This is a genomic window from Streptomyces sp. NPDC094032 (assembly GCF_040303965.1).
Lineage (GTDB): Bacteria > Actinomycetota > Actinomycetes > Streptomycetales > Streptomycetaceae > Streptomyces.
Genome location: NZ_JBEOUE010000023.1, coordinates 1 through 25,537, shown reverse-complemented (window position 1 = coordinate 25,537; position 25,537 = coordinate 1). Strand labels below are relative to the sequence as shown.

Sequence of the window (25,537 nt, the reverse complement as noted above, 5' to 3'; positions counted from 1 at the left end):
TGAGGGTCAGGCTGTGTCCAGGTCGGCGCCGATAGCGCCGGCTGAGCGAAGCGAACGCCCGAGGTCTCCGGTGAGGATGCGGGGGTGTCGGCGCCACCACCACAGGTCGGGGCCGGGGATCCTGTGGAACTGGTCGAGTGCTATGCCGTCGTCGTCGACGGTCGCGGCCTTGTACCGGTCGTCCAGAGCTTTGATCTGCGGAGTCCAGAGCTGGACGATGTGGTCGTCCAGCAGGAGCCAAGCCTCGTGCAGCCAGTTTCGGCAGTAGAGGTCGTTGGCGTACTCATGGATGTGATCGCCGTAGCCGCGCTCGATGGCGCTCACCAGGGTGGCCCACGCGTTCACCCTTTCAGCGACGGTGAACGCCGTCCGCCAGCCGCGCTGGTGCAACAGCTCTCCGACCTCGGTTTCCGTAGCCACGGGTGTGAGGTTCTCATGCCGAATCCCTCCGGGCGACTGAGATGTTTCCAGCCCGAGGCAGGCGGCCCCACAGCGTGATCAAGATGAGACGATCTTGCCGTGGCTGGTGTGATCACGGCATCGGAACCGTCCTGGATAGCCCCGTTCACCGGACTGAGCCCGCGGCAGTTCGGCAAGCTGGTGACGGTGCTGCGGCGCGAGGGGGCGGACGCGGTCCGCAGGGGCCGGCCATGGAGTTTTCCGCTGGAGGAGCGGGCCCTACTAGTCGCGGCGTACTGGCGAACGAACCTGACGATGCGGCAGCTCGCCCCGCTGTTCGGGGTGTCGAAGTCTGCGGCGGACCGGATCATCGACCACCTCGGGCCGATGCTCGCGCTCCGACCCCGGAAGCGGTTCGCCAAGGACACCGTGCTCATCGTGGACGGCACCCTGGTCCCCACCCGCGACCACACCATCGCCGAGCGGTCGAAGAACTATCGATACTCCACCAACCACCAAGTCGTCATCGACGCCGACACCCGTCTGGTCGTCGTGGTCGGCCGACCGCTCGCCGACAACCGCAACGACTGCAAGGCGTGGGAGGAGTCCGGCGCCAAGGCCGCCGTCGGCAGCACCGTCACGATCGCCGACGGCGGATACCTGGGCACCGGACTCGTCATCCCGCACCGCCGGCAGCGCGGTCAGACCGAACTGCCGGACTGGAAGGAGGAGCACAACAAGTCCCACAAGCAGGTCCGGGCCCGGGTCGAGCACGTCTTCGCCCGCATGAAGACCTGGAAGATCCTCCGCGACTGCCGTCTGAAGGGCGACGGCGTCCACCACTCCATGCTCGGTATCGCCCGGATGCACAACCTCGCCCTCGCCGGATAGGCCGACAGGCTTCACCGCGATCCACCACGCCCGAGGCGCCCCGGAGATCATTTACGGGACAGCCCTTACCCCAGCGCCGTCAGCCAGCGCTCCGTCAGATCGCCGGGCAGCCATACGAGTTCGTCGTGGACGAGTGCGCAGCGGATGCGGCCGCTCGCGCGGGTGAAGGAGACGTAAGCGGTCAGGGTCTCGTCGGGTGGGAAGAGGGCGGTCGCGCCGGTCATGCGGGCGCCGTTGACGTGGGCGGGTTCGGGGAAGGTCAGCGAGCTCGCGATGAATCCCGTGGCGCGCGTGTTGGTCCTGAGCGCCGCCGCGTGCAGACCGTCCGGCAGCAGTGCCAGCGCGGTACGGCGTGAGTCCTTCGCCCGGTGGCGGCGCAGAGGTTCGGTCGTGCCGCGCACCAGGCGTACGGCCTGGTCCAAGTCGTGGGCGGTGACGGGTAGGTCGAGGCGGACCGCGAGCATCCGGTTGCCGGGGGCGTCGCGGTCCGCGTACGTGCGGTACGACATGGGGACGGCGATGGGGAGGGTGCCGCCATCGGTCCGGACCCGCGGGCCGTCGTGGAGGCGGGGTCCCAGGGCGAGGGCCAGGGCGGCGAGGCAGACGTCGTTGACGGTCGATCCGTGGTGGCGGGCCAGTTCGCGTACCCGGTCTTCCCGCGCGTCCCGCACGTCGACGGTGAACCGGCCCGAGGCGGCGCCGTACGGGTGTGGGCTCCGTGGGGACCTCGCCAGTTCCCGGGCGGCCTGGAGGGCACCTCGTACGGTCGGGCGTCCGCGCTCGTGCGGGAACGGTCCCCGGACTGGGCTGTCGGCGGTCAGGGCGAGCAGAGTGTGGGCGGCGCCGACACCGTCCTGGACGGCGTGGTGGATGCGGTAGCACAGGCTGAACCGGGCGTCCTGTCCGCCGGTGCGGATCACCGTCAGGTCCCAGGGGGGATGCGGCGGGCACGGGAAGGGGCGGACGAGGAGGGCGGCGAGCAGCGACGGCGTCCCGTCCGCTGTCGCGGCGTCCACGTGGTGTACGTGCGCGTCCGCGCTCAGCGGGGTGCGGCGGGCGGGGAACGTCCGGGCGCCCGGTTCGGGCCGCAGGACGTTCAACGCGGGCAGGTGCCGGGCCCGTTCGAGGATCCGCTCGGCGAATCGCGCGGGGTGCGGGGCCTCGCCGTCGAAGTCGAGCACCAGCATCGCGGTCGGGACGCGGCCGGGCCGCCCGCCGGCGAGGAAGAGGCGATCGAACGGGCCGAGTCGGTGGGAGGGGGCTGGGGTGGCGGCGGCAAGGGTGGACACGGGTGCGGGCGCGGGTGGGCGGATGCCGGTCGTCGGGTGGCGGGGGCGGTTTCTGGGCATGGGTCAGGGCTCCTGCCGCCGGTGGATCAGGGGCCAGGGGCTGGGCATCTCCCCGACGGGCACCTCGATCACCGTGGGCGGGCCGCCGCGCGCGAACGCCGCCTCGATCTCGCCGCGCAGGTCGTCGGGGGTCTTCACGCGTACGCCGTAGGCCCCGAACGCCTCCGCGAGCCGTACGAGGTCGGGGTTGAGCAGCTCGGTGGCGACCGAGTGGCCGAAGCGGTTGCGCTGGGAGCGGGCGACGTTGCCGTAGGCGTTGTCGTTGAACACGACGGCCACGACGGGGATCCGGTGGAGGACCGCGGTGGCGAGTTCATTGCTGGTGTACAGGAATCCGCCGTCCCCGGAGACCGACAGGACCGCCTTGCCGGGGTTGGCCACTTGGACGCCGAGGGCGGTGGCGAAGCCGAAGCCGAGGCACTCCTGGTAGGTCGAGATCACGTACGTGTAGGGCCGCAGGACGGGGAAGGCGAGGCGTGCCGCGATGCCGACCTGGGTGAGTTCCTCGACGAAGAACCCGTCGGCGGGCAGGGCCGCGCGGATGGCCGCGAGGTGGTCGAGCTGGGGGACGAGCCGGCTCACGTCGGCCGCGGTGCGGTCGCGGGCGTCCCGTACCGCCGCCTGCCATCGTGTACGCGGCGGCTGGGCCGGAATGCCGTCGGCGAGGGCCCGTACGGTCTCCGCCGCGTCGGCGACGATCCCGACGGCGGGCGCGGCGACGCGGTCGAGCTCGGCCGCGTCGAGGTCGACCCTGATCACCTTGAGCCGGTCGTGCGTGCCCCACCGGGCCTGGGGCCGCATCAGACGGGTGCCCACGGCGAGGACGACGTCGGTCCGCGGCCAGAGCCGCTGGGCGGCCAGGAGCGGGAGGGCGAGTTCGTGGTCGTCCGGCACGATGCCGCGTCCGCCGGTGTCGGCGGTGACCGGCGCCTGGAGCAGTCGCGCGAGCCGCAGCACCTCCGCACCGGCCTCACGGGCACCGCTGCCGACGAAGATGAGCGGGCTCTCGGCCTGCCCGAGCATCGCGCGTGCGCGCCGTAGGGCGTCCGGATCGGGGGCGGGATCAGGGCCGACGGGGGAGGCGGGCCGGGGATCGAGGGCGGGGGCTTGGGTGGTGGCCTGGGTGCTGGCCTGGGGGGCGACCTGGGCCGTGGTCCGCGTGGTGGCCTGGGCGGTCGCCCGGGCCATGGCTTCGGTGGTCGCCTGGGCGGCGGTCTGGTTGGTGGTCTCGGCGGTCGCCTGTGGAGTCGCCCGATCCGTGGTCTCGGCGGCCTGCGGAATCGCCTGCGCCGTAAGGACGTCCATGGGGATCTCGACCGCGACCGGCCGGGGCCGGCCGTGGCGCAGCCGGTGGAACGCCTCCGTGAGCACGGTGTCGGTCCGCTCGGGTCGGTCGAGGCGCTCGGACCAGCCGGTCAGGCGTCGCAGGATGCCCAGCTGGTCCGGGAGCTCGTGCGGCAGGCCGTGGCCTCGTCCGATCGCCGCCGTGGGGATCTGTCCGGCGAGACACAGCATGCGGGCGTCCCCCGCGTACCCGAGGGCGAGGCCGGCCGAGGAGTACAGGACCCCGGGGCCGGATACACACGCGAAGACGCCGACGCGGCCGGTCGAACGGGCGTAGCCGTAGGCCATCATGGCGGCTGCCTGCTCGTGCCTGGTGTGCACCAGGCGTACGCCGGCGCGCGCGAGTTCGCCGAGCAGGGCGTCGATCTGTTCCCCCGGCACGGTGAAGACGACCGCCACGCCCTCCTCGACCAGCCGTTCGGCGATACGCGCCGCGACACTGCCTGCCACCGGACCTCCGCTCCCCCGCCGTACCGACCGGCAGCACCTGTACCACGCCGCAGATGGCGCGCTCGCCGGGTCACCGACGGTGCCGCGGGCGGCGCGGTGCGCACAGTGTCGCTCCCACTCTTCGGGGTCTACGGCGTCCATCCCCCGTACGAGTGAGGGACCGCCCACCGAGTCAGCCATACGGCTCAACGGGTGGCGGGCCGTTGCGGACACCGGCGTCCCAAGCGGCCCAACGGAGCCCGCCCACCACCGGGCGGCCCGCATCGGGGCGAGCGTTCCCCGGCACCGCCCCCGCCTTCTAACCTGCCCCCGTCATCCCGCCCTCACGTCCCACGTGCCGCTGTGTCTCCGCCGCGCCGACGCGTGGGCCGCTTCCCGTCCCCAAGGAAGACGCCATGCCCCTCCTCGCCCTGCGCGCCGCCGCGCTCCTCGGTATCGCGACCGCCGGGCGCCGCCTGTGGAAACGGTCCGCGACCGTCCGGGGGCGCGGCTTCGAGCGGATGAGCGAGGAACCCCTGGTCGTGATCCCCGGCGAGGGCACCACCGCGGACGACTTCACCGCCCTCTACCGTCACCCCGCGACCCGCCGCCGGCGCAAGGGCGCGAGTCTGTCCAACCTGCACTTCTACTGGCTGTCGCCGAGTGCCGCGATCCACCAGGAGAACCTTGAGGACGGTCCCGCGTACGAACGCGTCGCGGCCACGACCCGGCGTATCCTCGCGGTCCCCCCGGCCGAGGCGCGCCACCTCGCCGGACGGCTGGCCGCCGAAGCCCTGGAGCGGCCGGTGGCGGACCGGCCGACCGTGCTGCGCGTCCGCGACCTGATGACACCGGTGTGGGCCGACTTCTTCTACGAGCTCGTCTTCCACGAGCCGTGCCCGACGGCCACCCGCGCGCTCATCGTCGCCAACTCCGACAACCTGCTGGGGACGATCAAGCACATCACGCCCCTCGACCTGCGCGTGCGCGACCGACTGATCTCCGCGCTCACCCATCGCCTGGCCACCGGCCCGGCGGTGCCCGCCCTCCCGGAGAGCCTCACGCTCCGCCAGCAGGCGCTCTACCTCCAAGGGGTCGTCTTCGGCACCGGCGTCGCCCAGATGTCCGAAGCGGTGGCCCACCTGTGCATGAACCTGGCGACCCGCCCGCCGCTCCAGCACGCCATCGCCCGCGACGCCGACAGCGGGCTGCTGCACGCGGCGATCCAGGAGTCGCTGCGGCTGTTCCCCCTGTTCGGCATCGCGCACCGCGTCACCACCGCGGACATCGAGACCGCCCGACTCCGCATCCCCGCGGGCTCCGTGCTCTGCTTCGACTACACCGCCTACCATCGCGAGGGCCAGGACCGGCCCGACGAGTTCCTCCCCGAACGCTGGCAGCACCCGTCCGCCGCCCCCACCCACCACGCCCCCTTCGGCGTCACGGGCAACCGGCCCTGCCCGGCGCGCGGTCTCGCGCCCGGCCTCATCGACGCCGCCACCCGCGAGATCCTCCAGCGCTACACGCTGCACACCGCCGCCCGCCACACCCGCCCCCTGCACAACCGAGGCCCCTGCCTCTTCACCCCGAAACAGGCCGCGTCCTCTCCCCACCGCATCCGCGCCCGGCTGCTCCTCGCGCGCATCCACCTGGGCGACCACCTGGAGGAGGTGTACTACCGGGCCGCCCAGCTCATCGTCGGCACCCGCACCACCCGGCGGGCGCGACGAGCCGGACTCTGCGATCGAGCGTTCGGAGAATGAGCTCAGCCGAAATTCCTCACCCACGGTACGGGCGGATCCAGGAGGGACAGGATGGGGAACAGCGCCACACCGGGACGCATGGGGAGCGAGGACACGACGTTGGACCTTGACCTTGGTGACGCCATGCGCAGCGTCTACCGGCACGCGGCGTCCGCCTGGCGTGAGCGGCTGCTCGACACCACGCCCGTCATCCTGGCCCTGTTCGACGGAGCCGGCGGGCGGCTGCTCCTCCACACGCCCGGCAGGCCGCCCGTGTCCGCACCGCCCGTGCCCGCCGTCTACCAACGGCTCAAGGATCTGGCACACGCTCCCGTCGCCGCTTTCGAGCTGGCCACCTCGCCCACCCGGGTCCCCAGGGAAGCCCACGACCAGCTCAGAACGGCACTGGCACACGCGCTGAAGGACCTGGGCGGATACGGCCTCGGGCCGGAGGAGGCACGCGCCGCCCGTGCCGCCCTCGGCCTGTGCGACCGGCTCCTCACCCGCCTCGACGACGACGGCCGCGTCCCCGAGGAGCACGTCGGGCGGTTCGCCCGGGAGTGCGCCCCGCTCGTCCTGTGCCTGACCGAACGCGCCGCCGACGCGCAGGTCGGGCACTGGACGAAGGTGCTGGACTCCTGGCAGGCGGAGCTCGGCGGCTCTCTGGAGCACGTGTACGCGGCCGTGAACACCGTGTACGTCACACGGACCAAGAACATCCTGTTCACGGTCCTCGCCCAGTACGTGGGCGAGCAGGCCATCGGCGAGCGTCTGTTCCTCTTCGAGACCTCGGAGTTCACCACCACGGAGGACCGGATGCTGGACCTCCTCACCCGTGTCGTCGCCGACCGCGAGCTCGGCCGCGCGTTCTTCGGGCAGGGCCGGGTCATGGACGTCGAGATCCTGGGCGACGCGGCGCGTGAGGCCGTCCGCCGGGAGATGGCGCGCAGGGGCCGCGAAGCCCTCCTGCCGACGACCGCTCCGTACGACAACCGTCAGTGGCCCTGGGCCACCGCCTGCGCCGACCCGGCAGCCGAGTAGTCGCAGCCGGGTGGTCGTAGCCGAGTAGTCGCCTTCGAATGCGGGATATTTCGGGAAAAGGGCCTGTCTTCGGCGGGGGCGTTCGAATCGGGTAACGTCGTTGTCATGTTCTTCCAGACGCCGATCCACGAGTGAGAGCGTGACGGGCCCCCGCCCGTCCCCCACCGGCGAATCCGCAGATCACCTCACACCACCACCGGGAGAACCCGTGACCGACAGCAAGAACATCAACAACCCCGTGGGCCAGGGCGGCGGCCAGCGCAAGAGGCAGTCCCGGGCCGAGCGGCAGAACAACGGGCCGCACCGCAACCTCGACCGTCAGGGGGCCGCCGACCGTAAGGCGGAGCTGGTGCGCAAGATGCAGGAGAAGGCCCGCGCGGCCGAGGCCGCCTCCCAGCAGGCGAGCGGCGAGCAGGGCTGACGTACCCCATCCGTAGGGGGCAGGGCCCGAACCGTGAGTCGCGGTTCGGGCCCTTCCTCTATCGGGGCTCCAGCGGGGACAGCGCGCCATGGCGGTCCGCCACATGGACGTCGAGGTCCGGGTGGCGGGCGAGCAGGTCGTCCAGGTCCGTGTGGAACTTCGGCGACCGTGTCATGTGCTCGGGCACCACGAGGTAGCCGCCCTGCTCCGGCGGGACGAGTCCGGCGACCAGGTCGCGGCGGACGACGCGGTCGTGCCGGGTCGCGGCGCCCGTGCCGTGGAGGGGGTCGTGGGCGAGGGCGACGACGCCGCCCCGGGCGGAGAGCTGGTCGAGGTCGGGCACCAGCCGCCACATCTGCTGGGCCTGGTGGCTCTGGACGGAGCCGGCGAGGTTGGCCTCAAGGCCCCGGGCGTGGCACAGGTCCACGAAGAAGCGGATCTCCTTCAGGGTGAGGATCCCGGCGCGGGGCAGACCGTGCGCGTCCGTGTCGTGGGCGTCCAGGTCCACCACCTCGTCACTGCCGGCCGTGGAGATGAGCCCGATGCGGGCGACCTTCAGCAGGATGCTGGTGTCGATCATGATGGCGTCGGCGCCCGCCGCCGCGCTGGCCTCGACCATGGCCCGGATCGCCTCACGGTCGGTACGGCGGCTGCGGGTCAGGCCGTGGTCGGCGTGCGCGAACGGCTCGTTGACCGTGACGAACGTGCCGCGTGCGGTGGGCGGCAGAGCCCCGTGGGCCTTCAGTTCCGCCTCGTCGGGCCGGTGGTCGGGGAAGAGCAGGCGACCGTCGTCACCCAGCAGCGCGTCCGCGAGGTCCGCCAGGTCGAAGGCGTCCGCGGTGTCCGGCGTGGCCGGGTCGTACTCGCGCAGCCCCACCAGGGCGCGGCGGACCTGCGGCAGGGTCTTGCGGGCGTCCCACAGGTCCAGGTCCTGGGCGAACAGCACCGACATCACGCGGGTGCGGCCCAGGCCGTCGGCCCGGCGCAGGGTCGCGGTGATCTCGCCGAGCACGTCGGTGAGCCGGCCGACGTCCATGCCGTCGAGGCCGACCTTGACGATCGGGCACGGGTGGACCCGCGTACCCATCGACACGGCGACGCCGAGCGCCGCCTGGGCCGCCTTGCCGACCATCTCGTACGCGGACTTGCCGATCGCCGTGCCGTCCGCGGCCCGGCGGTAGAGGAGCTGGTCCTCCCCGATGTTGGTGCTCAGCTGGACGGGCAGGTCCCGGCGGGCGGCGAGGACGGCGTCCGCGATGTCCATGATGCGGCGCGGCTTGATCGTGCCGAGCGCGCTGCGCGGGTCCTCGCTGTCGATGATCCTCGCCCCGCCCAGCACCGCCTCCCGGGCCTCCTGCGGCCCGAACACGCTGACCAGAAGCCGCCGGTCGCCGTCCATACGCTTGCCCACGTCCGTATCCCCACCCTCTCGTACCTCTCAGCCATGCCGGAGCAGACGCTATCCAAGTCGCGTGGCTGAGAGGGTGAGTTACGGAAGAGTGCTGAAGATGCTGCAGATGCCGTCCTCCGCGCAGGTGGCGGGGTCGGTCTCGGCGGCCCGTCGGGCGAGCTCGCGCAGTGCGGTCCGGGTCGTGCGCAGCTCGGCCATGCGCCGGTCGATCTCTTCCAGGTGCTGGTCGATCAGGTGGACGACCTGGCCGCAGGGGGCTTCGCCGCTGTCCCGGAGGGTGAGGACGCCACGGATCTCGGCGAGGGTGAGGCCCGCGTGCTGGGCGTCGCGGATGAACGCCAGGCGGGTCACGGCGGTGGGCGGGTAGTCGCGGTAGCCGCCGGGGGTGCGCGGTGGCGCGGGCAGCAGGCCCGCCTGTTCGTAGTAGCGGACCGTCTTGGCCGTCACACCGCCGGCCGCGGCGAGGTCTCCGACGCGCATGTCTTCACCCTAGCCCTTGACCTTCCAGTGCACTGGAAGGTCTAGCGTCGTCCCCGAGAAGCCACGAGCTGCGACGACGAGCTGTGAGGACGCCACGATGCGGATCACCGTGCTGACGGTGCCGGACTGCCCCAACGGTCCGGTCGTACGCGAACGGATCACCGTCGCCCTGGGCGGCCGGGCGGCCGAGGTCGTCCTCGTGGAGGTCACCGAGCAGGCCGACGCCGAGCGGACGGGCATGACCGGCTCGCCGACGGTGCTCATCGACGGCGCCGACCCCTTCGCGCGGGCCGGGGCGGAGCCGAGCGTGTCCTGCCGGATCTACCGGGACGCCGACGGCGGGGTGGACGGCGCGCCCAGTGTCGACGACCTGCGCCTGGCCCTGGCCCCCGCGGTGGACGTCCTGGACCTGGTGGGCCGGGCCGGCCGGGGTCGGCTCGCTCCCGTCGAGGGCGGCCTGCGGGCCGTCCACCGGGCCGTACTGCGGCACTTCGCCGCCACCGGTCGCGCGCCCGAGCCCGCCGCGCTTGAGCAGACCGCCGCCGAGGCGGGTCGGACGGCAGCCGAGGTGCTCGCCGAGCTGGACCGCGAGGACTTCCTGACCCTGGGTGGCGAAGGGCGGATCCAGGCCGCCTACCCCTTCTCCGCCGTGCCCACCCGGCACAGCGTGACGATCGCCGGCGGGGCCCAGGTGTGGTCGATGTGCGCGATCGACGCCCTCGGCATCCCCTCGATGCTCGGCCGCGACGCCGTGATCACCTCGTCCGACCCGATCACCGGCGACCCCGTGACGGTCACCAGCGAGGACGGGCGGACGACGTGGGAGCCGTCGACCGCGGTCGTCTTCGTCGGGCGCCGGGGCGGGGCCGGCCCCGCCGCCGAGGTCTGCTGCGACACCCTGAACTTCTTCACCACCCCCGCCTCCGCCGAGACATGGGCCGCGCGGCACCGCACGGACGTCACCGGGCAGATCGTCGACCAGGCCCAGGCGGAGGACATCGGCCGCCAGACCTTCGGCCATCTCCTCACCGGCGCGTAGCACCGTCTTCCCCGTCTGGACCCCACCACCCGTTAACAGTCACCAACCTGTACGACACGACGACCAGCTCAGTGTGGAAGCCGGGCTGGAGCACGCCGGACGGACGTCGACAACGCTAGGCGTCCACGTCACACCGCCGAGCAGTGGAACGACGAAGGTCGCGCCACCGCCTTCCTCACCTTCGCCGCGATCTACGCGGTGCCTTCGGCCGGGCGATCTCGAACGCCTACCTCAAGCCTTGCGTCCCAGCTCTCGACGCTGCTCGTACAGAGCCAGTGCCGAGGCTCGTGTGTCCGGGTGCCAAGGCCCGAGAGTGCTGCCACGCAGTTCCAACGTCCGCTCGAACCAGGTCAGCGCGTCCTCTGGCTGCCCGGACCTGCGGTGTGCGCGGGCCAGGAGATCCATCGTGACGAGGGTGTAGGGGTGCTCAGGGCCGATCGTGTCGCTCTGCGCCCGGACGATCCTCTCGATCTGCTCGACGAGACAAGGCCCGTACGGAGACCGCACACGCAGCTGCATCGCGAAGCACTCGATACGGCGCGCCAGCCGCTGATCCGGGATGCTTTCCGCGAGCTGCCACAGCTCCTCCAGCCAGTCGACCCATCCGGCGGCCAGCGCCCATTGTGCGGCACCGGCCAGGGTGGTGGAGTCAAGGCGCCGTGGGCCGTACGCCGCCAGTCGAGCCCGGTAGGCGGTCTCGCCGTATCGGCAGGACGCACGAGCGTCTCCGAGCTGATAGGTGGTTCGTGTCAGCAAGTCGAGAACCCTGAGGCGGATGTCCAACGGTACGCCCTCGGCGCGTCTCCAAGTCGCACGGAGTACGAGCAGACGATCGCGCACCTGGGACAGGCATCCCCGCTCCAAGAGAAATTCACAGCCGGCAAGAAGGGCGTAACGGCCGGCGGACGTCGTCAGGAACGCAGGGTCGATGGCGTTCAAAGCGGCCGCGCTCGCCTCCCAGCATGGCCAGTCCCCCCACAGCGCCTCGCCGTGGCCATCGGGCACGTTGCCGAGCAGCATCACCTCGGCCAGGCGGCCGGCCCGCTCGAGCTCATTCGGTGAGAGAGCGGAACGCACCAACTGGCACGTGAGCCAGACCATACGTACTTCACCGTCGACCAGTGTGACGAGCCCCCGCCGCTCCAGGTCCCTGAACACGGCAGCAAGGCCGTACAGGGGTGTGCGCCGGTCAGCAGGCAGCTCGTTGAGCGCCGACCGCCATCCCGGCCGCTCTGACCGGCATGCGAGAGACGACACGGGAAACGGCGCGCCGTCCATCAAGGCAAGTGCGCCCAGAACGTCACGAGGAGCAAGTCTGCCGCCATCCGGCACATCGTTCACCTTCAGACGAACCTCCTCCATCAGCGAGGCGGGACGCGCCGTGAGGTACCCCGACCCCTCTCCGTACATCAGATGGGGGTGAGTCCTGACCTTCTCGAGGAAGCTGTCGCCGGTGTCGTCCGGCGTGAACCATCGAAGGGCTCCTTCAAGCGCACGTGGCAGGTCCCCCAGGTGAGCAGCCAGACGATCGGCTTCCTCCTCCCCCAGTCCTACAACATTGGTCGTGAGGAACTGGATCGATTCCGCACGGCTGAAGGGTCCGACCTCCACTACCTTCGCAAGGTGTTGCCATCTGGCCGCCGGGTCACGTGAGACGACGATGACGTGGAAACGATGGCTCAGCAACGCGTCCGGGAACGATTCGGGCGTCAGGCCGTCGTCGACGACGAGCAGTACTGGTGGCCGCAGTTTCGGAACGAACTCGTCCTCGAAGGATTCCAAGTTCCTCAGCAGCTCATCGGACAACAGGACACGTGAAGAGAACTGTCGGGAGCACGCTGGATACACCTCCTGCTCGAGCAGGAACGACTTCCCGACTCCGTCCCGGCCGGTCACCACGACGATGCCGTAGCGGCTCAATGCCTCGACGACCGAGGCCGCCAGCGACTGCCGGCGGACGGGGACGGGTTGGCGAGAATCCCGTGCCACCACACCGCCGGCCACGTCTTCCAGAGGAGTCATTCACTCGCCTCTCAGAGGCTCAGCCGCGCGTCGAGTCGTCAGCCTGGCCATCACGCCGACCGCTGCCGACTGCCTCGCTCAACGAAGCGTACGGCGAGGGAGTTACGTCACCGCACATCCGTGTACCAGTCCTCGTTGGTGCTCAAATGATCGAAGCCGACCCACTCCTGTGCCAGCCTCTCGCCCCGCAGCATGAGGTCGCGAACCCGGTCGCGGTGCCTAGGGTCCAGCCAGGCGGCCAGCTCCTGGGCCCTTGCCGGCGTCATCCTCGCCTCCTTGGGCGGGCAGCGGCCCGGGGTGCCGAGCCGCAGCAGCGCGTCGTACAACTCGACTGCTGGGCGGACCTTCAAGCCGGAGACATAGCCGTCGGCTCTGACGGGAATACGCAGGCCACTGGCATCGAGATCACCGAAGTAGACGACGTCGGAGATGCGGTCCTCCGCGACGATGCTCCCGATGGACTTCTGGAAGATCGCGCCTACGCCCCACGCGACGTGACCGATGCGATGGTCGATGTGCCCCAGCATGTGGGAGATCGACCAGTAGGTCGTGGAATTCTCGACGACGAGCAGTCCACGGCCCTTGCCCAGTCTGTGGTGGCCGCCGCTCTCCTCATCCAGTCGTGACGAACTGAAGTCCTTGCTGAGCAGGGGCGGATCGACGTCGAAGGCATTGAGCAGCTTCAACACCTCCTCCCTGTCGGAGAAGATCGGCCCCGCCTTCAGAGTATCGAAGATCTTCTCCGCCGGGTGCCCCGGCTGCTGGAAGAACGGATGCTGCCCGAAGATCTGCAGTGCCCGCTCACGCAGAGGAAGACGCATCCCCGGGCGTCCGCGATGCAGCCAGGTGTTCAGCGCCTCATAGACGGCCCGGATCCTGCCGCTCGTCCCAGGCAAGCCCCAGTGCTTCTCAGCCCTCGCCAGTCTGCTCTGCCACAGAGGCATCGGCGGAATGGTCCTGGCCACGGATCGAACGGGCATCAGTTTGATGCTCAGCGACAACGCCCAGCGCCGTTCGCCGTCCGTCTTTTCCGAGAGCTTCAGATGTCCCGCATCTGCCAATTGCCTGAGGTAGTCCGAGAGGATCCGGTTGGGGAGTTCCTTCCCCCGCCCGGCGGGCGGTGGCATACGGAGGTAGATCTCCTGCACATCGGCGATCCCCACATCCCGATTCGTCGTGCCCTTCCACCCGCAGTCGAATTCCTTCTGATGGACCCTGGAGAGGAGTTCGAGCGCCGCCTCGCTCGGAGGTTTGCTGGAGAGACCGCCTTCACTCGTCGCCATCGGCTCCTTCTTCCTTGCTGAAGTAGCGGGACGCCGAGATCTGAGGTCCCCCCGCCGCAGACAGGGATTCGTCCAGATAATGCCCGAACACTCCCTCCACGGAGAGATACTTGCGCCGGGCCCGGAGATCCGCGTCGTTTCGCAGCCTGATCACCAGGGGGAAAGTGTTCAGCGCCTCGGTCTCGAACACGCCAGTCGTGTAGACGAGTTGCACGCCAAGCGTTCGGGCGACGGACTGCTGGAGTCTGAGAAGATAGGTCGATGAGGCCCGGCCGATCGGGTTGTCGAGGAACAACACCCCTGAGTGCTGCTTGCCCACCCGCCCACGGTCGTTGGCGCGCAGCGCGGCCATGGTGCAGTACAGAATGATCGCCGTAGTGAGGAGCTGACCGCCGGAGAAGACGGCGCGAATGTCGGACACAGGCACTTGCTGAGTGCGCAGTACGGAATCGGGTTTGAGGATCTTCACCTTGAACCCGCCCGGCACTCCAGCGGCGACGCCCTTGAGAATGAGAGAGATTCCGTCACGCCTGGGCTCCCGACCCGCGGACAGAGCCGTCATCGTGTTCTTGGACACGTCGTCCACCAGGAGGCCCATGCGATCGAGCAAGGCCTCTTCGGAAATGGCCTTGAACCGGATCCGCAAGAACTTCTGTCCGGACCAGTCGCCGAGCCCCTTCGGCAACCTGGAGAACCGCTCGGCGCGCCGCAGCGTCTCCAGAGCGTCGGCGACCTGCTGGGACAATTGCTGAACGATCGCTTTTCGATGCCGCTCGATGGTCTCCAGATCGTCGGTGAGCGACCGGAGGCGTCCACGCATGGCGCCGGCCCACTCGGCGGCCCGCGCGGGGAGGGCGACTCGCTCCGCCTTGACAACGATCTGGCGGCTGCTCGTCTCCAGGGACAGGAATTTCTCCTGGCTCGCGTGGCGGACCAATCTGTCGGAGTGGTGGCGCTCTTCGCCCTCCGCATCCGCCTTCTGCCTGCGAGCCTCCTCATGGGCTCTACGCGTCGCCTGATGTTCCGCTCTGGCGACCGTGAGATCTCCCTCGAACGGTGCCGGATCTGGATCGACAGGCGCGAACTCCTCGAACTCAGACCACTCGAAAAGTAGTTGTTCGAAGCCCGAACGGGAAGACTCTGCTTGTTCCCACGAGGCCTTCAACTGCCGGCGATGTCGCTCCAGATCCTCTACCACCCACTGTGCCTCGTTCCGTGCCCTCCTCGCCTCTTCCACGAGACCCAGGCCATGTCCGACGTGGCGCGGCCTCTCGAACGGTGTCAGGTCCACTTCGGTGAGAGGGGTTTCGAACGCGCTGTATTCGTCCTTACGGATCGCCGCCCGCGCACTCAGTTCGGCCGCTCGGCGGCGCGCTTCCGGGGCCTCCTGGTCGGCGAATCTGCGGGCGAGTTCACGGGAAGCGGTGTCAGCGCCGTGGGGACCCTCCAAGAAGGTTCGGGCCAGCTCGACCACGGCGGGCGCGTGCTCTTCGAGTTCCTTCGCGATCAAGGAGACGTCACTCTCCGCACGGCGCAGATCGGCCATCAGTTGATCTCCGACCGATGCCCGCACATGCGTATCGACGGCATGTGCGTAGTCGCGTCGGAGTACCTCCAGGGGCGCGCTCGTCCGTTCCGCCGGCCCCACGGCCTCCGTGTCCGTATCCGTGGGCAGGGCCACCAGTTCTTCCGAGAGTCTGCTCGCGGAGGCACGCAGGCCGTCCGCCCTGCGCTGCTGCATGGCGGCTTGTTCACGGCTCCGACGGGCCTCGTCCATGGCGTTGTCGGCGGCCTTCTTCTCACGCGCGCCCGCTGCTCTGTGCAGCGCTGCCGTACTCTCCCATCCCGGGACGCGCATCTCCTGGTCCGCGAGGCTCTCCAGTCGATGAACGCGCTCATCCAGTCCACGCTGCGAGGACCGGACCGGATGCGCCTCCTCCAGAGCCGCGGCACGGTGCTCCGCCAGCGTGTCGTGGACAGTGCGCACTTCCTCGACCTTGCGTTCCCCCTCGTCCACGAGCCCGCTCCGCTCTTCCGACTCGCTCTTCAGCTGGTCGAGCCGGCCGGGCGGGCATTCCCTGCGCCATTCCTGGAGCCGGGCGGTCAGAGCGGCCGCGGCAGCCCGCCGTTCGTCGAGCTCGGCAAGGCGCTCCACTCGTCGTTCGTGGCGCTGCCTCAGCAAGCGGCGTTCCGCGTCGGCGGCCCGCTCGTCGTACAGCGCCGGGTGCGGCGGTACGACGAAGTCCACACCGGCGATCGGCAGGAGTTCCTGGTCCGCGGATTCCACGGACTCCGTGCCTTCTGCGGCTTCCGTTGTGCTCACCGCGAGGAACACGCTCGGGTTCGGCACCTGTTCACGGACGAGCTCTCGCGCCGCGTGGATCTGGCCGGGGTCGTTCAGCAGGACACCACTCGCCAGCTGTGGCATCCGTTGGACGAGGGCACGGCGACGCTCCACATCGGGGAACGCCGCAAGGTACTCCCAGCCGGTCCAGGCGGTGATGCCGCCTGCCGCGAGGATCTCCTTGACCTGTGCGGCCTCGGGAGAGGCGGGGAGCAACTCGGTGCTCTCCAGGGCCATACGGGATCGCTCGTCCCGTGCCTCCGCGACACGTAGGTTCGTGATCTCGGTGGCCGCCTTCTCCTGGATCTCGACCAACTGGCTCCGCAGCGGCTCGGCGGAGGTCTCCAAGTGCTCGGGCCGGTGGCCGAGCAGGGCCACGAACGCGGGATCCATAGAGAGAGCGGCCTCGCGGTCCGCCACTGCCTTGCACTCCCTCCGGACGCTCTCCAGAGCCTGGTGCAGGACCGCCAGGTGTTGCTCCGATGCCCGGACCGCCTTGCTGGCCGACTGCTGCTCGGCTTCGAGCCGTTTGGCCTCGTCCTCCAGTAGCTCGACCCGACTCGCGTTGTCCGCCGCGGCACGCCTGGCCTCTTCCAGCTGAGTCGACGCGGGATGGTCGGGCCGGAGCAGGCCCTCACGTACGGCCTTCTCGACCAGCTCCCGCACTTCTCGCACGCGCTGCTCGGCGGATTCGCTCTCCTTCACGTGACTGATCGCTCGCGCGAGTGCCTCGTTGTGGGCCTTCTGATCATCCTCGGCCTGCTCGACGGCGGCTCGGGCTGCGGTGTCGTCCTGCTCGGCGGCGGCGCGCAGCTCCTCGATCCCGCTGCGGAGGGCACCGACCAGCAGCCCGGCCGCCCGGTCCCGGGCGACCAATGCGGGTCGCGCGGCCTCCTCGGTGGCTTCCACCACGGCTCGGAGGCTGCCCAGTCGCCGCTGTGCGGTGAGCTGTCGAAGAATGGTGGGGGTGACCTTCCACGCCGCTGCGATGCTTTCGGCACGCTGCGCGTCCGCATCCGCGTCTTCGGACTGCGACGCCGCGTCCTCCCATTTGAGTCGAGCGACCTGGCGCTCCAGCTCCACGGTTACGGCCGTGAGCCGGACGTGCTCGGCGTTCTGCTTCTCTTGCTCGGCCGAGAGTTGCGCGGCCTCCTCCTGAATCCGCTTGACCGCGGAGGCCTCGGCTTCGGCTCGGACCCGTAGCCGGCTCAGTAGTCCAGCCATTCTTCGTGCCGCGCTCGCGCGCTGGTCACGCGCCACGTCAGCGTTCTCCCGTGCCACGGCGAGAGATTGCAGAATGTCCAGCGATCCCTGCGCGAAGTCCCTCTCCAGCAGGAGTTCACCCCGTCGGTGCAGGCGGCCCGCATATGTGTCCAGCAGGTCCGCGAGCTCCCTGGCCGGGTCGGCGGGCAGGACCGCGCCGAGGAGGAAGTTCACGAAGGCCACGTCGCTGTTGAAGGAGAACGCCTCCGCTGCCTCCCCCTCGTCGGCGTTCATGCTCCGCTGGTACTTGAACAGCTCTGGATCCAGATTCAGATCGGCCAGCCGTTCCGTCCACTCCCTCTGTCGATCGAACTCTCCGTACTCCATGACGGGATGGGCGGCGTTGGCCTTCTGCAGCTCGGTCAGGTAGTCGCCTTGCGTTCGGTAGCGATTGCTCGACGAGAAGGGAAGGGTGTCCAGACCCAGGGTCGCTGTGGGGCGGAAGTGGTACCAACGCTGGATCAGGTTCCGAGGATCGGAGGACTCCCGTCGGTCCTTCCACTCCATCACCTTGCCGGTGATCAGCCGTCTCCCGCTGCCGGCATGCGTCCACTCCAGGGCCACATGGGCCGTGTCCTTGGGCAGGACGAATCGCTCGAGAACTCCACCGCCGGTCGTACCGACGACCTGGCGCAGTCCAGGGAGAACCACCGAGAAGATCAGCTTGATCAGGACGGACTTGCCGCCGCCGTTCTCCAGGAACAGCACGGTGGCCGGTGAGGGGCGGCGTACCGGTGCACCAGCGCCGAACAGTGACATCTGGCGGTCGGATACCGGTGTGCCGACTGCGCTGAAGTCGAGGAGGACGTTCTGGTAGCGGGCTCCACCTGGACCGACGGACTGGAGCGCCACTCGGGACAGCTCATACATCTGTGGCAGCCTTCGGATCGGCGTTCGACTGGGAGGTGCGCGCGCCTGGAAGATCGACCCGCAGGGTCCCTGCCGGGTCGGTGATCTCAGGGACGACACCGAGGGAGAGGAGTTCCGTGAAGGCGGTCGTCGAGGCAAGCTCGCGCACCTGCACCTGGTAGCGGGGGGTCGTGCGGAACACGCTCTCCTCCGCGTCATCGTCCTCGACCATCGTCAGGAGCCCCTGCTCCGTGAGGAACCGCAGTGCGCGAGACGTCATCGCCCTGGTCGAGTTCAGGGCGGCACGCCCGTCCTTGGTCTGGGATGTCTCCGGCCTGCGTGCATAGGCCCGCCAGGCCCGCTCCAGCTCCGAGGTACCGCTGGGAGCGTCCTCCATGCTCTCCGACTCTGCCGCCTGCCGGCGCAGCTTCCGGCAGATCTCCCGGACTGTTTCGTCGACCAGGCTCGCTCTGACCCTGCCGATGTAGCCATCGTCATCCAGATCCGCCGGGCGGGGAAATGCGAGGGCGGCCACCGCAAGGTGGATGATTCCGTGCAGTGCCTTCTCGCCCTCTCCGCGGTGGCGTGACACGCGGGCGTAGTCCTCGATCTTCGTCTCGAAGACGGACCCCGCGACAGCCGCCAGGACGACGCCCGTGGTGGGGCCGACCTTGATCACGTGAAGGCCCAGGCTGAACGCGATCCTCTCGGTCAGGAAGCGGAACATGTCTTCCTCGCGGAAGCGGCGGATGAGGCCGTCGTACTCCCGGTCCTGGGAGGGACGCAGGCGTGGGCGCATGCCGAAGGCCACCAGCTGAGCGGCATCCTCCGCGTCGGAGATCGGGAAAGTGTCACTCATCAGAACGCGTCCTCGGGAGAATCGGTGTCTCGCTCCGGCTCGACGCCTGCGGCGTGCAGGGTGATCGGGACGGAGCGGAGCAGCAGGTCGTCACCGCCGAAACGGGGAAGGTCAAACCGTTCTCCGGTGCCCACGCCGACGAGAACGTGAGCCGCATTGCGCGCGATGTGTTCGCCGACCGCCGGCTGGAACGCGTTGACGGCCCGGTGCAACAGCAACTCGGCTGCACTGGAGGCCCTCGACTCGGCCTCGGTGAGCAGGTCGCTCAGAGTCCGGGGTGCGTCGCGCAGATCCAGGAGCGCATCGGTGACGGACCAGTCCTCCAGGGTGAATGCAGGCCGCTCCGGAGTCTCCTCCAGCACAGGATCCGGGATCTCCTCGCCGAACCGCTCACGCTCCGGGGCGGGTTTGAGAAGCCTGGTGACCAGGGACGGCAAGCCGAGGAGAGCCGGAGCTTCTGGACCGACTGCACCCCGGAAGAACCCTTCGCCAACCGTGAGCGCGTCGGCGAGGGTGAGTCCCAGGACCGGAGTCAGGACCTGGCCATGGAGATCCAGTACAGCGCGCTTGGGGAGCTCGGCGAACTGCTGCCGGTCCTGCTCCTCGCGGAACAGGGAGCGAGCCGTGAGCAGTCTGCTCTGCAGCTTCATGTGGCGGCGGATGCAGTCGCGGACGATGCTGACCAGTTCCGCGGCCCTCTGCTTCCGAAGGGGATTGTCCGCCTTGTCGCGCGCCTCGCTGATGTTGCGCAGGATGCGATGCTCGAACTCGTAGCGCTCCTCGATGTGCTCCAGCGCGTTCGCGAGCAGGTCCGGCACCTCCTGCTCCCAGTCCACCGCACGGACGTCCCTCGCGGTGGCGTCCAGCAGTTGGCGGAGCATCTCCCCGTACTGAACCGTGCGGTAGCGGGCCTGCTCGGCAGCGAGTTTGGCTTCGGCCAGCCTGCCTCGCTTGATCAGACTGTCGAGCTTCACCTCTGCGGCGATCTGCGCCGACTCCACATCCGTGTCGAGCGCACCGACCAGAACGTTGATCGCCTCGTCGGTGGCTCGGAGGTACACCTCTCCGTCCGGGCCGGCCCGCTCGACCAGCAGATTGAACTCGAACGTAAAGCGCCGGTAGACGCCGTCCCCGTCAACCGACCCATAGGTCTCATTGAAGCCACGGTCCACGGTGCCGACGTTGATCAGACGCTCGAGTACGTGCCGGGCCACCCTCCGGTGTTCCTCGGGCGCACGGCTCGGTGCCTGGAGCGCGACGAACTGCCTCACCTGATCGAGCACCCGATCCCGGCAGGCTCCGGAGTCGAAGTCCATCGAGATGGTGACCTGGTCGATGGTGTGCAGCGCAATCTCGGCCAGTTGGTAGACACTCGCGTCCCCCCATCGGAGACTCGCCTTGTTGTCATCCAGCGCCCGTAGGGGAGCAGTGCAGGCCAGCGCCTTGGCTCGACGCGCCAGACCGTCATCGGGAAGATTGACGGGTACGGCCTCTTGGTTGTCGTACACGCCGCATCACGCTAGTCAACTCGCCGGGCCAGTGGGACGGAACAGCGAAAGTCCCCACGGCCACCGTCCACCCTGATCCGGTCCCTCGCCCGGGGTGTGCCGCTCGCGGGCACCGTTCCCCGGTCCGACGCGGCGCCGCCCTCCGCCCCCGGCGTCGAGCGGGCGATCAGTTCGTCGCGGTGGCGGGTGAGGCGGGTGATCTCCGCGTCTAGGGCTGCGATGCGGCGGCTCACCACCGGGGACGCGCGCATGCAGACGGCCTCGGGCATTCGGCGGGAGGTGATCGCGTCGGCGTCCAGGAAGGGGAGGCCGGCCACGCAGGCGTGGACGTCCTCGATCGTCAGGCCGAGGGCGAGGAGGGCCCGTACGACCCGGACTCGGGCGATGTCGTCCGGGGTGTAGCGGCGTTGACCGGACGGGGTGCGGTCCGGTGGCGGGAGGAGGCCGCGTTCCTCGTAGAAGCGCAGGGCCCGGGGCGTCGTCCCCGCCGCTGCCGCCGCGTCGCCGATCCGCATCCCTACCGCCCCTCGTCGCGACCCTCGCCGCGGCCTCGTCGCGACCCTCGCCGCGACCGCAACCGTCATGCGAAACCGTCACCCCAACTCGACCACCACCGCGCCGAGATGACGTCCTTCCATCACCTCCCGCAACGCCTCGGCGGCCCGGTCCATGCCCGCCAGCCGTACGTGCGGGAACGTGATGGTCCCCGCGCGCAGCCAGTCGCCGAAGCGGGTCCGCCACTCCGGCTCCGTCTCCGGGTGGTCCAGCGGGCTGAAGCCGCGCAGGGTGACGCGGTCGAGGATCAGGGCGAGCGAGTCGAGCTCCACGCGCGCCTCGTTCCCCGCGCCCTCCGGGTCGAGCTGGCCGGAGAGCGCGCCGACGAGGACGGCTCGCGCTCCCGGGCGGGCGGCGGCGAGCGCGGCGCTCAGCTGGTCGCCGCCGACCAGGTCCACGAGCACGTCGATGCCCTCGGGCGCGGCCTCGGCGAGCTGGGCGGCGAAGGGGGTGGGGCCGCCTCGGACGAGGGCCGCGTCGTAGCCGAGTTCGGTGACGAGCCGCTCGGCCTTGGCCGGTGACCCCGTGCTGCCGATCACCCGGCCCGCGCCCAGGAGCCGGGCGATCTGTCCGGCCATCGTCCCCACGGCGCCGGCCCCGCCGGTGACCAGGACCGTGTCCCCCGCGCGTATCTCCGCGCCCCGGGTGAGGGCCGCGTACGCGGTCCAGCCCTGGGACAGGTGGGCGACCGGGTCGGGCAGCTCGTCGCCCAGCGGGGTGCAGGCCGCCACGGGCACCGCGGCGTAGTCGCGCCAGCCCTGCCAGTGGGCGACGAGCTCCCCGGGGCGCGGGCCCGCGCCGTCCGGGGCGGACACGACCTCGCCGACGGCCGGGCCGATCAGGGGGTCGCCTGGTTCGACGGGCGGGAAGGGAGCCCCCTTCACTCCGCCCCCGATGAGGGTCCGCAGCGCGGCGGGGACCGCGAACCAGCGGTTCCTGACGAGGACGTCCCCGGGGCCGGGGACGGGCCGGGCCGTGGTGACGAGTTCGAAGTGTTCGGGTGCCGGGAGGCCGTGCTCGGGGCGGGTGCGCAGCCGGATCTCGCGATGGGTGGACATGGGCGCTCCAGAGAGAAAAAAGGGGGGAGGGAGAGAGTCGTGGCGGGCGGATCGGCGTGACCGTAAACCCTGCCGTGCGCGTCAGAGGCAAGACGACCACTCACCATCCGGCCGATATGCGCCATTTATCCGTTCCGCATAGCCTCGGACGAACCGCGCCCGTAGCGAGAGGGGTCACCCATGCCCGACGAACGTGCCGTTCCCGCCTCCCTCCTCACACCCGACACGGTGAAGACCTCGGCCGGGACCTTCCTCTTCGAGGACGGGATGCCGACGGTGGAGACGGTCGAGACCGTGTACGGGCAGCTGGACCGGATGCGCGGGATCGAGGCGCATCTGGCGGGGCTGCCCGCCGTGTCCTTGTGGGCGATGCGGCGGGCGATGCTGGCCGCCGGGGTCGCCGACGGGGACGTGCTGCTGTTCTCCGAGCTGATGGACGCGAACTCGCTGTTCCTCACCGCCAACGCCGACACCGTCTACTTCTTCACCTTCCTCGACCTGTCGGACGGGCCCGTCGTCGTCGACATCCCCGAGGAGTGCCTCGTGGTCGCCGACGACATGTGGTTCCGGTGGGTCACCGACCTCGGTGTGCCGGGGCCGGACCGGGGGGCCGGCGGGCGGTATCTGTTCGCCGGGCCCGGGTACGACGGGCCGCTGCCCGAGGGCGGGATGTTCACGCACCGGGTGCGGACGAGCCGGGTGTGGCTGCTGGGGCGCTGCTTCCTGGAGGACGACGACCCCGCGCCCGCCGTCCGGCGGATCCGGGAGCAGCTGAGGATCACGCCGTACGTGCCCGGCGGGTACGGCACGTCGATCGGCTCCTTCCTGCTCGGCGAGGCCCCCCTCGCGCCGCTCGCCGAGCCGCGGACGCCACGGTTCGTCGAGGGCAGCGGGCTCGTGATCAACACGGTCCCGCCGGTGGACGCCTCGTACTTCACGCTCCTCGACGAGGCCGTGCAGGCCGAGGCCGCCGCCGCGCTCGATCCGGAGGTCGCCGCCCCGATCGCGGCGATCGGCATCGTCAAGGACCGGCCCTTCGCGCCGGACGCGCGCCGGAGCGAGCTCCTCGCGGACGCCGTGGCCACCGCCAACGCGTACGCCCGCGCGGTCGCCCTGCGCCCGCGCCCCGAGGAGGGCTTCCACTACTACCCCGGGACCGGGTCGAACTGGACCTCGCCCCTGTTCACCGGGGGATTCACCTTCCAGACCCCGCCGGCGCTCGTCACCCGCGAGGGCGTGCGGCCGTTCCCCGACCACGGCGCGAAGCTGCTCGACGCCCGCGCGTCCTTCTTCTACCTCGCCACCGGCATCACACCGGCGATGTGCATGAACCTGCCGCGCATCGGCTCCCAGTACGTGGGCGCCACCATGGACGCGAACGGCGACGCGCTGAAGGGCGGGCGGACGTACCGGCTGGTGCTGCCGCCGGGGATCCCCGCCGAGAAGTTCTGGTCGATCACCCTGTACGACAACCAGAGCCGCTCCATGGTCGCCACCGCGCAGCGCTTCCCGCGCGCCGGTTCGCAGAGGTACCCGACCCCCGCCGCCACGACCGGGGCCGACGGCTCGACCGTGCTCTGGTTCGCGCCCGAACGCCCGGCCGAGGCGGCGGAGGGGAACTGGGTGCAGACCCTGCCGGACCGCAACTGGTTCGCCATCCTCCGCTTCTACAGCCCGCTGCCCTCCTTCTTCGACAAGAGCTGGCGGCCCGGCGAGATCGAACCCCGTACAGAGAGGCCGTGACCCATGACCGACGTACCCGTACCCGAGGACGCCCTGCGCTCGATCTCGATGCCCGACCACGTCGCCACCCCACTCGGCGACCTGCGCTTCTTCGACGGCCTGCCCGACGCCTCGACGGTCGCCTCCTCCTACGACCTGCTCGACCTGATCCGCGGCGTCGACGTCTACCTCAACACCATCCCCGGCGCCTCGCTCGTCGCCCTGCGCGCCGGACTGCGCTCGGTCGGCGTCGACAGCGCGCGGACCCTCGCCTACACCGATCCCCGGGCGAACTCCGGCAGCTTCTACCTCACCCCCAACACCGAGACGACCTACGGCACGACCTTCCTCGACCTGCGCGCCGACGGGCCGACCGTGGTGGAGAACCCGCCCGAATCGCTCTGCGTCGTGGACGACTTCTGGTTCCGGTACGTCGCCGACCTCGGGCTCGCCGGACCGGACAAGGGCGCCGGCGGGAAGTACCTCTTCCTGCCGCCGGGGTATGACGGCGAGGTGCCCGACGGGTACTTCACGTACCGCTCCCCCACGTACACCAACTGGCTCGTCGTCCGCGCCCTCGGCGGCGTCCCGGCGCTGAAGAAGACCCGTGTCTATCCGCTGGCGCGGGCCGAGGACCCGCCGCCGATGCGCTTCCTGAACATCGCCGACACCCCCCACAACACCGTCCACGCCAACGACTACACCTACTACGAGGAGATCGACACCCTCGTCCAGGAGGAGCCGGTCGAGGCGCTCGACGCCGAGCGGGCCGGGCAGCTCGCCGCCCTCGGCATCGTCAAGGGCCGCCCCTTCTCCCCCGACGACCGGCTGCGGTCCCTGCTCGCCAAGGCCGCGCCGATCGCGGCGGCCATCGCCCGCTCGCTGGTCTACCGGCCGCGCGACCCGGCCGTGTACCTCTACCCGGGCGAGTCCTCCTGGAAGACGCCGTTCGTCGGCGGCAGCCACGCGTTCCTGCGCGACGGCACCCGGCTGCTGGACGCCCGTACCCTCTTCCACTACTTCGCCACCGTCATCACCCCGGCGATGGCCGCGAAGACGGTCGGGACCGGGTCCCAGTACGCGTACACCGCAGAGGACGCCCAGGGCGCCTGGCTCGACGGGTCGCGCACCTACCGGCTGCGGCTGCCCGCCGACGTCCCGGCGAAGAACTTCTGGGCCGTCGACCTCTACGACACCCAGACCCGCTCCCTCCTCCGGACGGACAACCCGTACCCGGCCCTCTCCAGCCTGCCGGGCACGGTGCGGGCCGAGGACGACGGCGGTACGGAGCTCTTCTTCGGCCCGACACCGCCCGCCGGGCGGGAGGGCAACTGGATCCGGACCGTGCCGGGCAAGGCCTGGTTCGCGATCCTGCGGCTGTACGGGCCGCTGGAGCCGTGGTTCGACGGGAGCTGGCGGCCCGGCGAGTTCGAGCCGGTGAACTGTCGGTGGCGCTGTGCCGACGCCTGTCGCCCGCTCCTCCCAAGCGGGACGCGGACAAGCCGTCGCTGCGCGGGATCGTGGAGGG

General features: G+C 70.3%; 19 protein-coding genes. 7 read left to right on the top strand and 12 right to left on the bottom strand.

All coding sequences use genetic code 11. The features are described from left to right. Positions 1 to 6: 6 nt before the first annotated feature. Positions 7 to 420 (bottom strand): hypothetical protein, encoded by a 414-nt coding sequence (locus ABTZ54_RS27260; RefSeq protein ID WP_351667994.1) that lies wholly within the window; start codon positions 418 to 420, stop codon positions 7 to 9. Between the two features lie 99 nt (positions 421 to 519). Between ABTZ54_RS27260 and ABTZ54_RS27255 the strand changes: the two genes are divergently transcribed. After that, complete coding sequence (locus ABTZ54_RS27255) at positions 520 to 1,290, top strand: transposase (RefSeq protein ID WP_351667992.1); 771 nt, start codon at positions 520 to 522, stop codon at positions 1,288 to 1,290. Between the two features lie 65 nt (positions 1,291 to 1,355). On the opposite strand, the gene ABTZ54_RS27250 is transcribed toward ABTZ54_RS27255, so the two are convergent. Both ABTZ54_RS27250 and ABTZ54_RS27245 read right to left on the bottom strand, forming a co-directional pair. Continuing rightward, positions 1,356 to 2,639 (bottom strand): wax ester/triacylglycerol synthase domain-containing protein, encoded by a 1,284-nt coding sequence (locus tag ABTZ54_RS27250; protein ID WP_351667990.1) that lies wholly within the window; start codon positions 2,637 to 2,639, stop codon positions 1,356 to 1,358. 3 nt (positions 2,640 to 2,642) lie between these two features. After that, a complete protein-coding gene (locus ABTZ54_RS27245; protein WP_351667988.1) occupies positions 2,643 to 4,433 on the bottom strand; it encodes a thiamine pyrophosphate-dependent enzyme in 1,791 nt (596 codons plus the stop codon). Positions 4,434 to 4,828: 395 nt separating this feature from the next. Between ABTZ54_RS27245 and ABTZ54_RS27240 the strand changes: the two genes are divergently transcribed. The 3 genes from ABTZ54_RS27240 to ABTZ54_RS27230 all read left to right on the top strand — a co-directional run bounded on the left by ABTZ54_RS27240 (position 4,829) and on the right by ABTZ54_RS27230 (position 7,616). Beyond that, a complete protein-coding gene (locus ABTZ54_RS27240; protein ID WP_351667986.1) occupies positions 4,829 to 6,175 on the top strand; it encodes a cytochrome P450 in 1,347 nt (448 codons plus the stop codon). A 99-nt stretch (positions 6,176 to 6,274) separates the two neighbouring features. Then, positions 6,275 to 7,195, top strand: coding sequence for a hypothetical protein (locus ABTZ54_RS27235; RefSeq protein ID WP_351667984.1), 921 nt, complete (start codon positions 6,275 to 6,277; stop codon positions 7,193 to 7,195). Positions 7,196 to 7,403: 208 nt separating this feature from the next. Then, positions 7,404 to 7,616, top strand: a complete 213-nt coding sequence (locus ABTZ54_RS27230; RefSeq protein WP_351667982.1) for a DUF6243 family protein — start codon at positions 7,404 to 7,406, stop codon at positions 7,614 to 7,616. Positions 7,617 to 7,674: 58 nt separating this feature from the next. On the opposite strand, the gene ABTZ54_RS27225 is transcribed toward ABTZ54_RS27230, so the two are convergent. Then, positions 7,675 to 9,027 carry a (5-formylfuran-3-yl)methyl phosphate synthase gene (locus ABTZ54_RS27225; RefSeq protein ID WP_351667980.1) on the bottom strand — a complete coding sequence of 451 codons (1,353 nt, stop codon included), beginning with the start codon at positions 9,025 to 9,027 and terminating at the stop codon, positions 7,675 to 7,677. Between the two features lie 78 nt (positions 9,028 to 9,105). Next, positions 9,106 to 9,507, bottom strand: coding sequence for a heavy metal-responsive transcriptional regulator (locus ABTZ54_RS27220; protein WP_351667978.1), 402 nt, complete (start codon positions 9,505 to 9,507; stop codon positions 9,106 to 9,108). 97 nt (positions 9,508 to 9,604) lie between these two features. Between ABTZ54_RS27220 and ABTZ54_RS27215 the strand changes: the two genes are divergently transcribed. Next, entirely contained in the window at positions 9,605 to 10,546 is a 942-nt protein-coding gene (locus ABTZ54_RS27215; protein WP_351667976.1) for an alkylmercury lyase family protein, read from the top strand. A 231-nt stretch (positions 10,547 to 10,777) separates the two neighbouring features. Here the strand turns inward: ABTZ54_RS27215 and ABTZ54_RS27210 are convergent, their stop codons facing one another. The 7 genes from ABTZ54_RS27210 to ABTZ54_RS27180 all read right to left on the bottom strand — a co-directional run bounded on the left by ABTZ54_RS27210 (position 10,778) and on the right by ABTZ54_RS27180 (position 22,287). Next, positions 10,778 to 12,568: a tetratricopeptide repeat protein gene (locus tag ABTZ54_RS27210; protein WP_351667974.1), complete on the bottom strand. Its 1,791-nt coding sequence runs from the start codon at positions 12,566 to 12,568 to the stop codon at positions 10,778 to 10,780. Between the two features lie 107 nt (positions 12,569 to 12,675). Then, positions 12,676 to 13,851, bottom strand: a complete 1,176-nt coding sequence (locus tag ABTZ54_RS27205; protein WP_351667972.1) for a Wadjet anti-phage system protein JetD domain-containing protein — start codon at positions 13,849 to 13,851, stop codon at positions 12,676 to 12,678. After that, on the bottom strand, positions 13,838 to 18,328 hold the full coding sequence (locus ABTZ54_RS27200; RefSeq protein WP_351667970.1) for a hypothetical protein: 4,491 nt from the start codon (positions 18,326 to 18,328) through the stop codon (positions 13,838 to 13,840). The genes ABTZ54_RS27205 and ABTZ54_RS27200 overlap by 14 nt, the downstream gene beginning before the upstream one ends. Continuing rightward, entirely contained in the window at positions 18,321 to 19,166 is an 846-nt protein-coding gene (locus ABTZ54_RS27195; protein WP_351667968.1) for a hypothetical protein, read from the bottom strand. The genes ABTZ54_RS27200 and ABTZ54_RS27195 overlap by 8 nt, the downstream gene beginning before the upstream one ends. Then, positions 19,166 to 20,674, bottom strand: coding sequence for a hypothetical protein (locus ABTZ54_RS27190; RefSeq protein WP_351667966.1), 1,509 nt, complete (start codon positions 20,672 to 20,674; stop codon positions 19,166 to 19,168). Before ABTZ54_RS27190 ends, ABTZ54_RS27195 begins: the two co-directional genes overlap by 1 nt. 11 nt (positions 20,675 to 20,685) lie before the next feature. Then, entirely contained in the window at positions 20,686 to 21,189 is a 504-nt protein-coding gene (locus ABTZ54_RS27185) for a MerR family transcriptional regulator (RefSeq protein WP_351667964.1), read from the bottom strand. A 78-nt stretch (positions 21,190 to 21,267) separates the two neighbouring features. Further along, complete coding sequence (locus tag ABTZ54_RS27180; protein WP_351667962.1) at positions 21,268 to 22,287, bottom strand: MDR family NADP-dependent oxidoreductase; 1,020 nt, start codon at positions 22,285 to 22,287, stop codon at positions 21,268 to 21,270. Positions 22,288 to 22,467: 180 nt separating this feature from the next. On the opposite strand from ABTZ54_RS27180, the gene ABTZ54_RS27175 reads away from it, so the two are divergent. Next, positions 22,468 to 24,030, top strand: a complete 1,563-nt coding sequence (locus ABTZ54_RS27175) for a DUF1254 domain-containing protein (RefSeq protein ID WP_351667960.1) — start codon at positions 22,468 to 22,470, stop codon at positions 24,028 to 24,030. A 3-nt stretch (positions 24,031 to 24,033) separates the two neighbouring features. Then, positions 24,034 to 25,537, top strand: a 1,504-nt coding sequence (locus tag ABTZ54_RS27170; RefSeq protein WP_351667958.1) for a DUF1254 domain-containing protein, incomplete at its 3' end; no start/stop codon positions are given.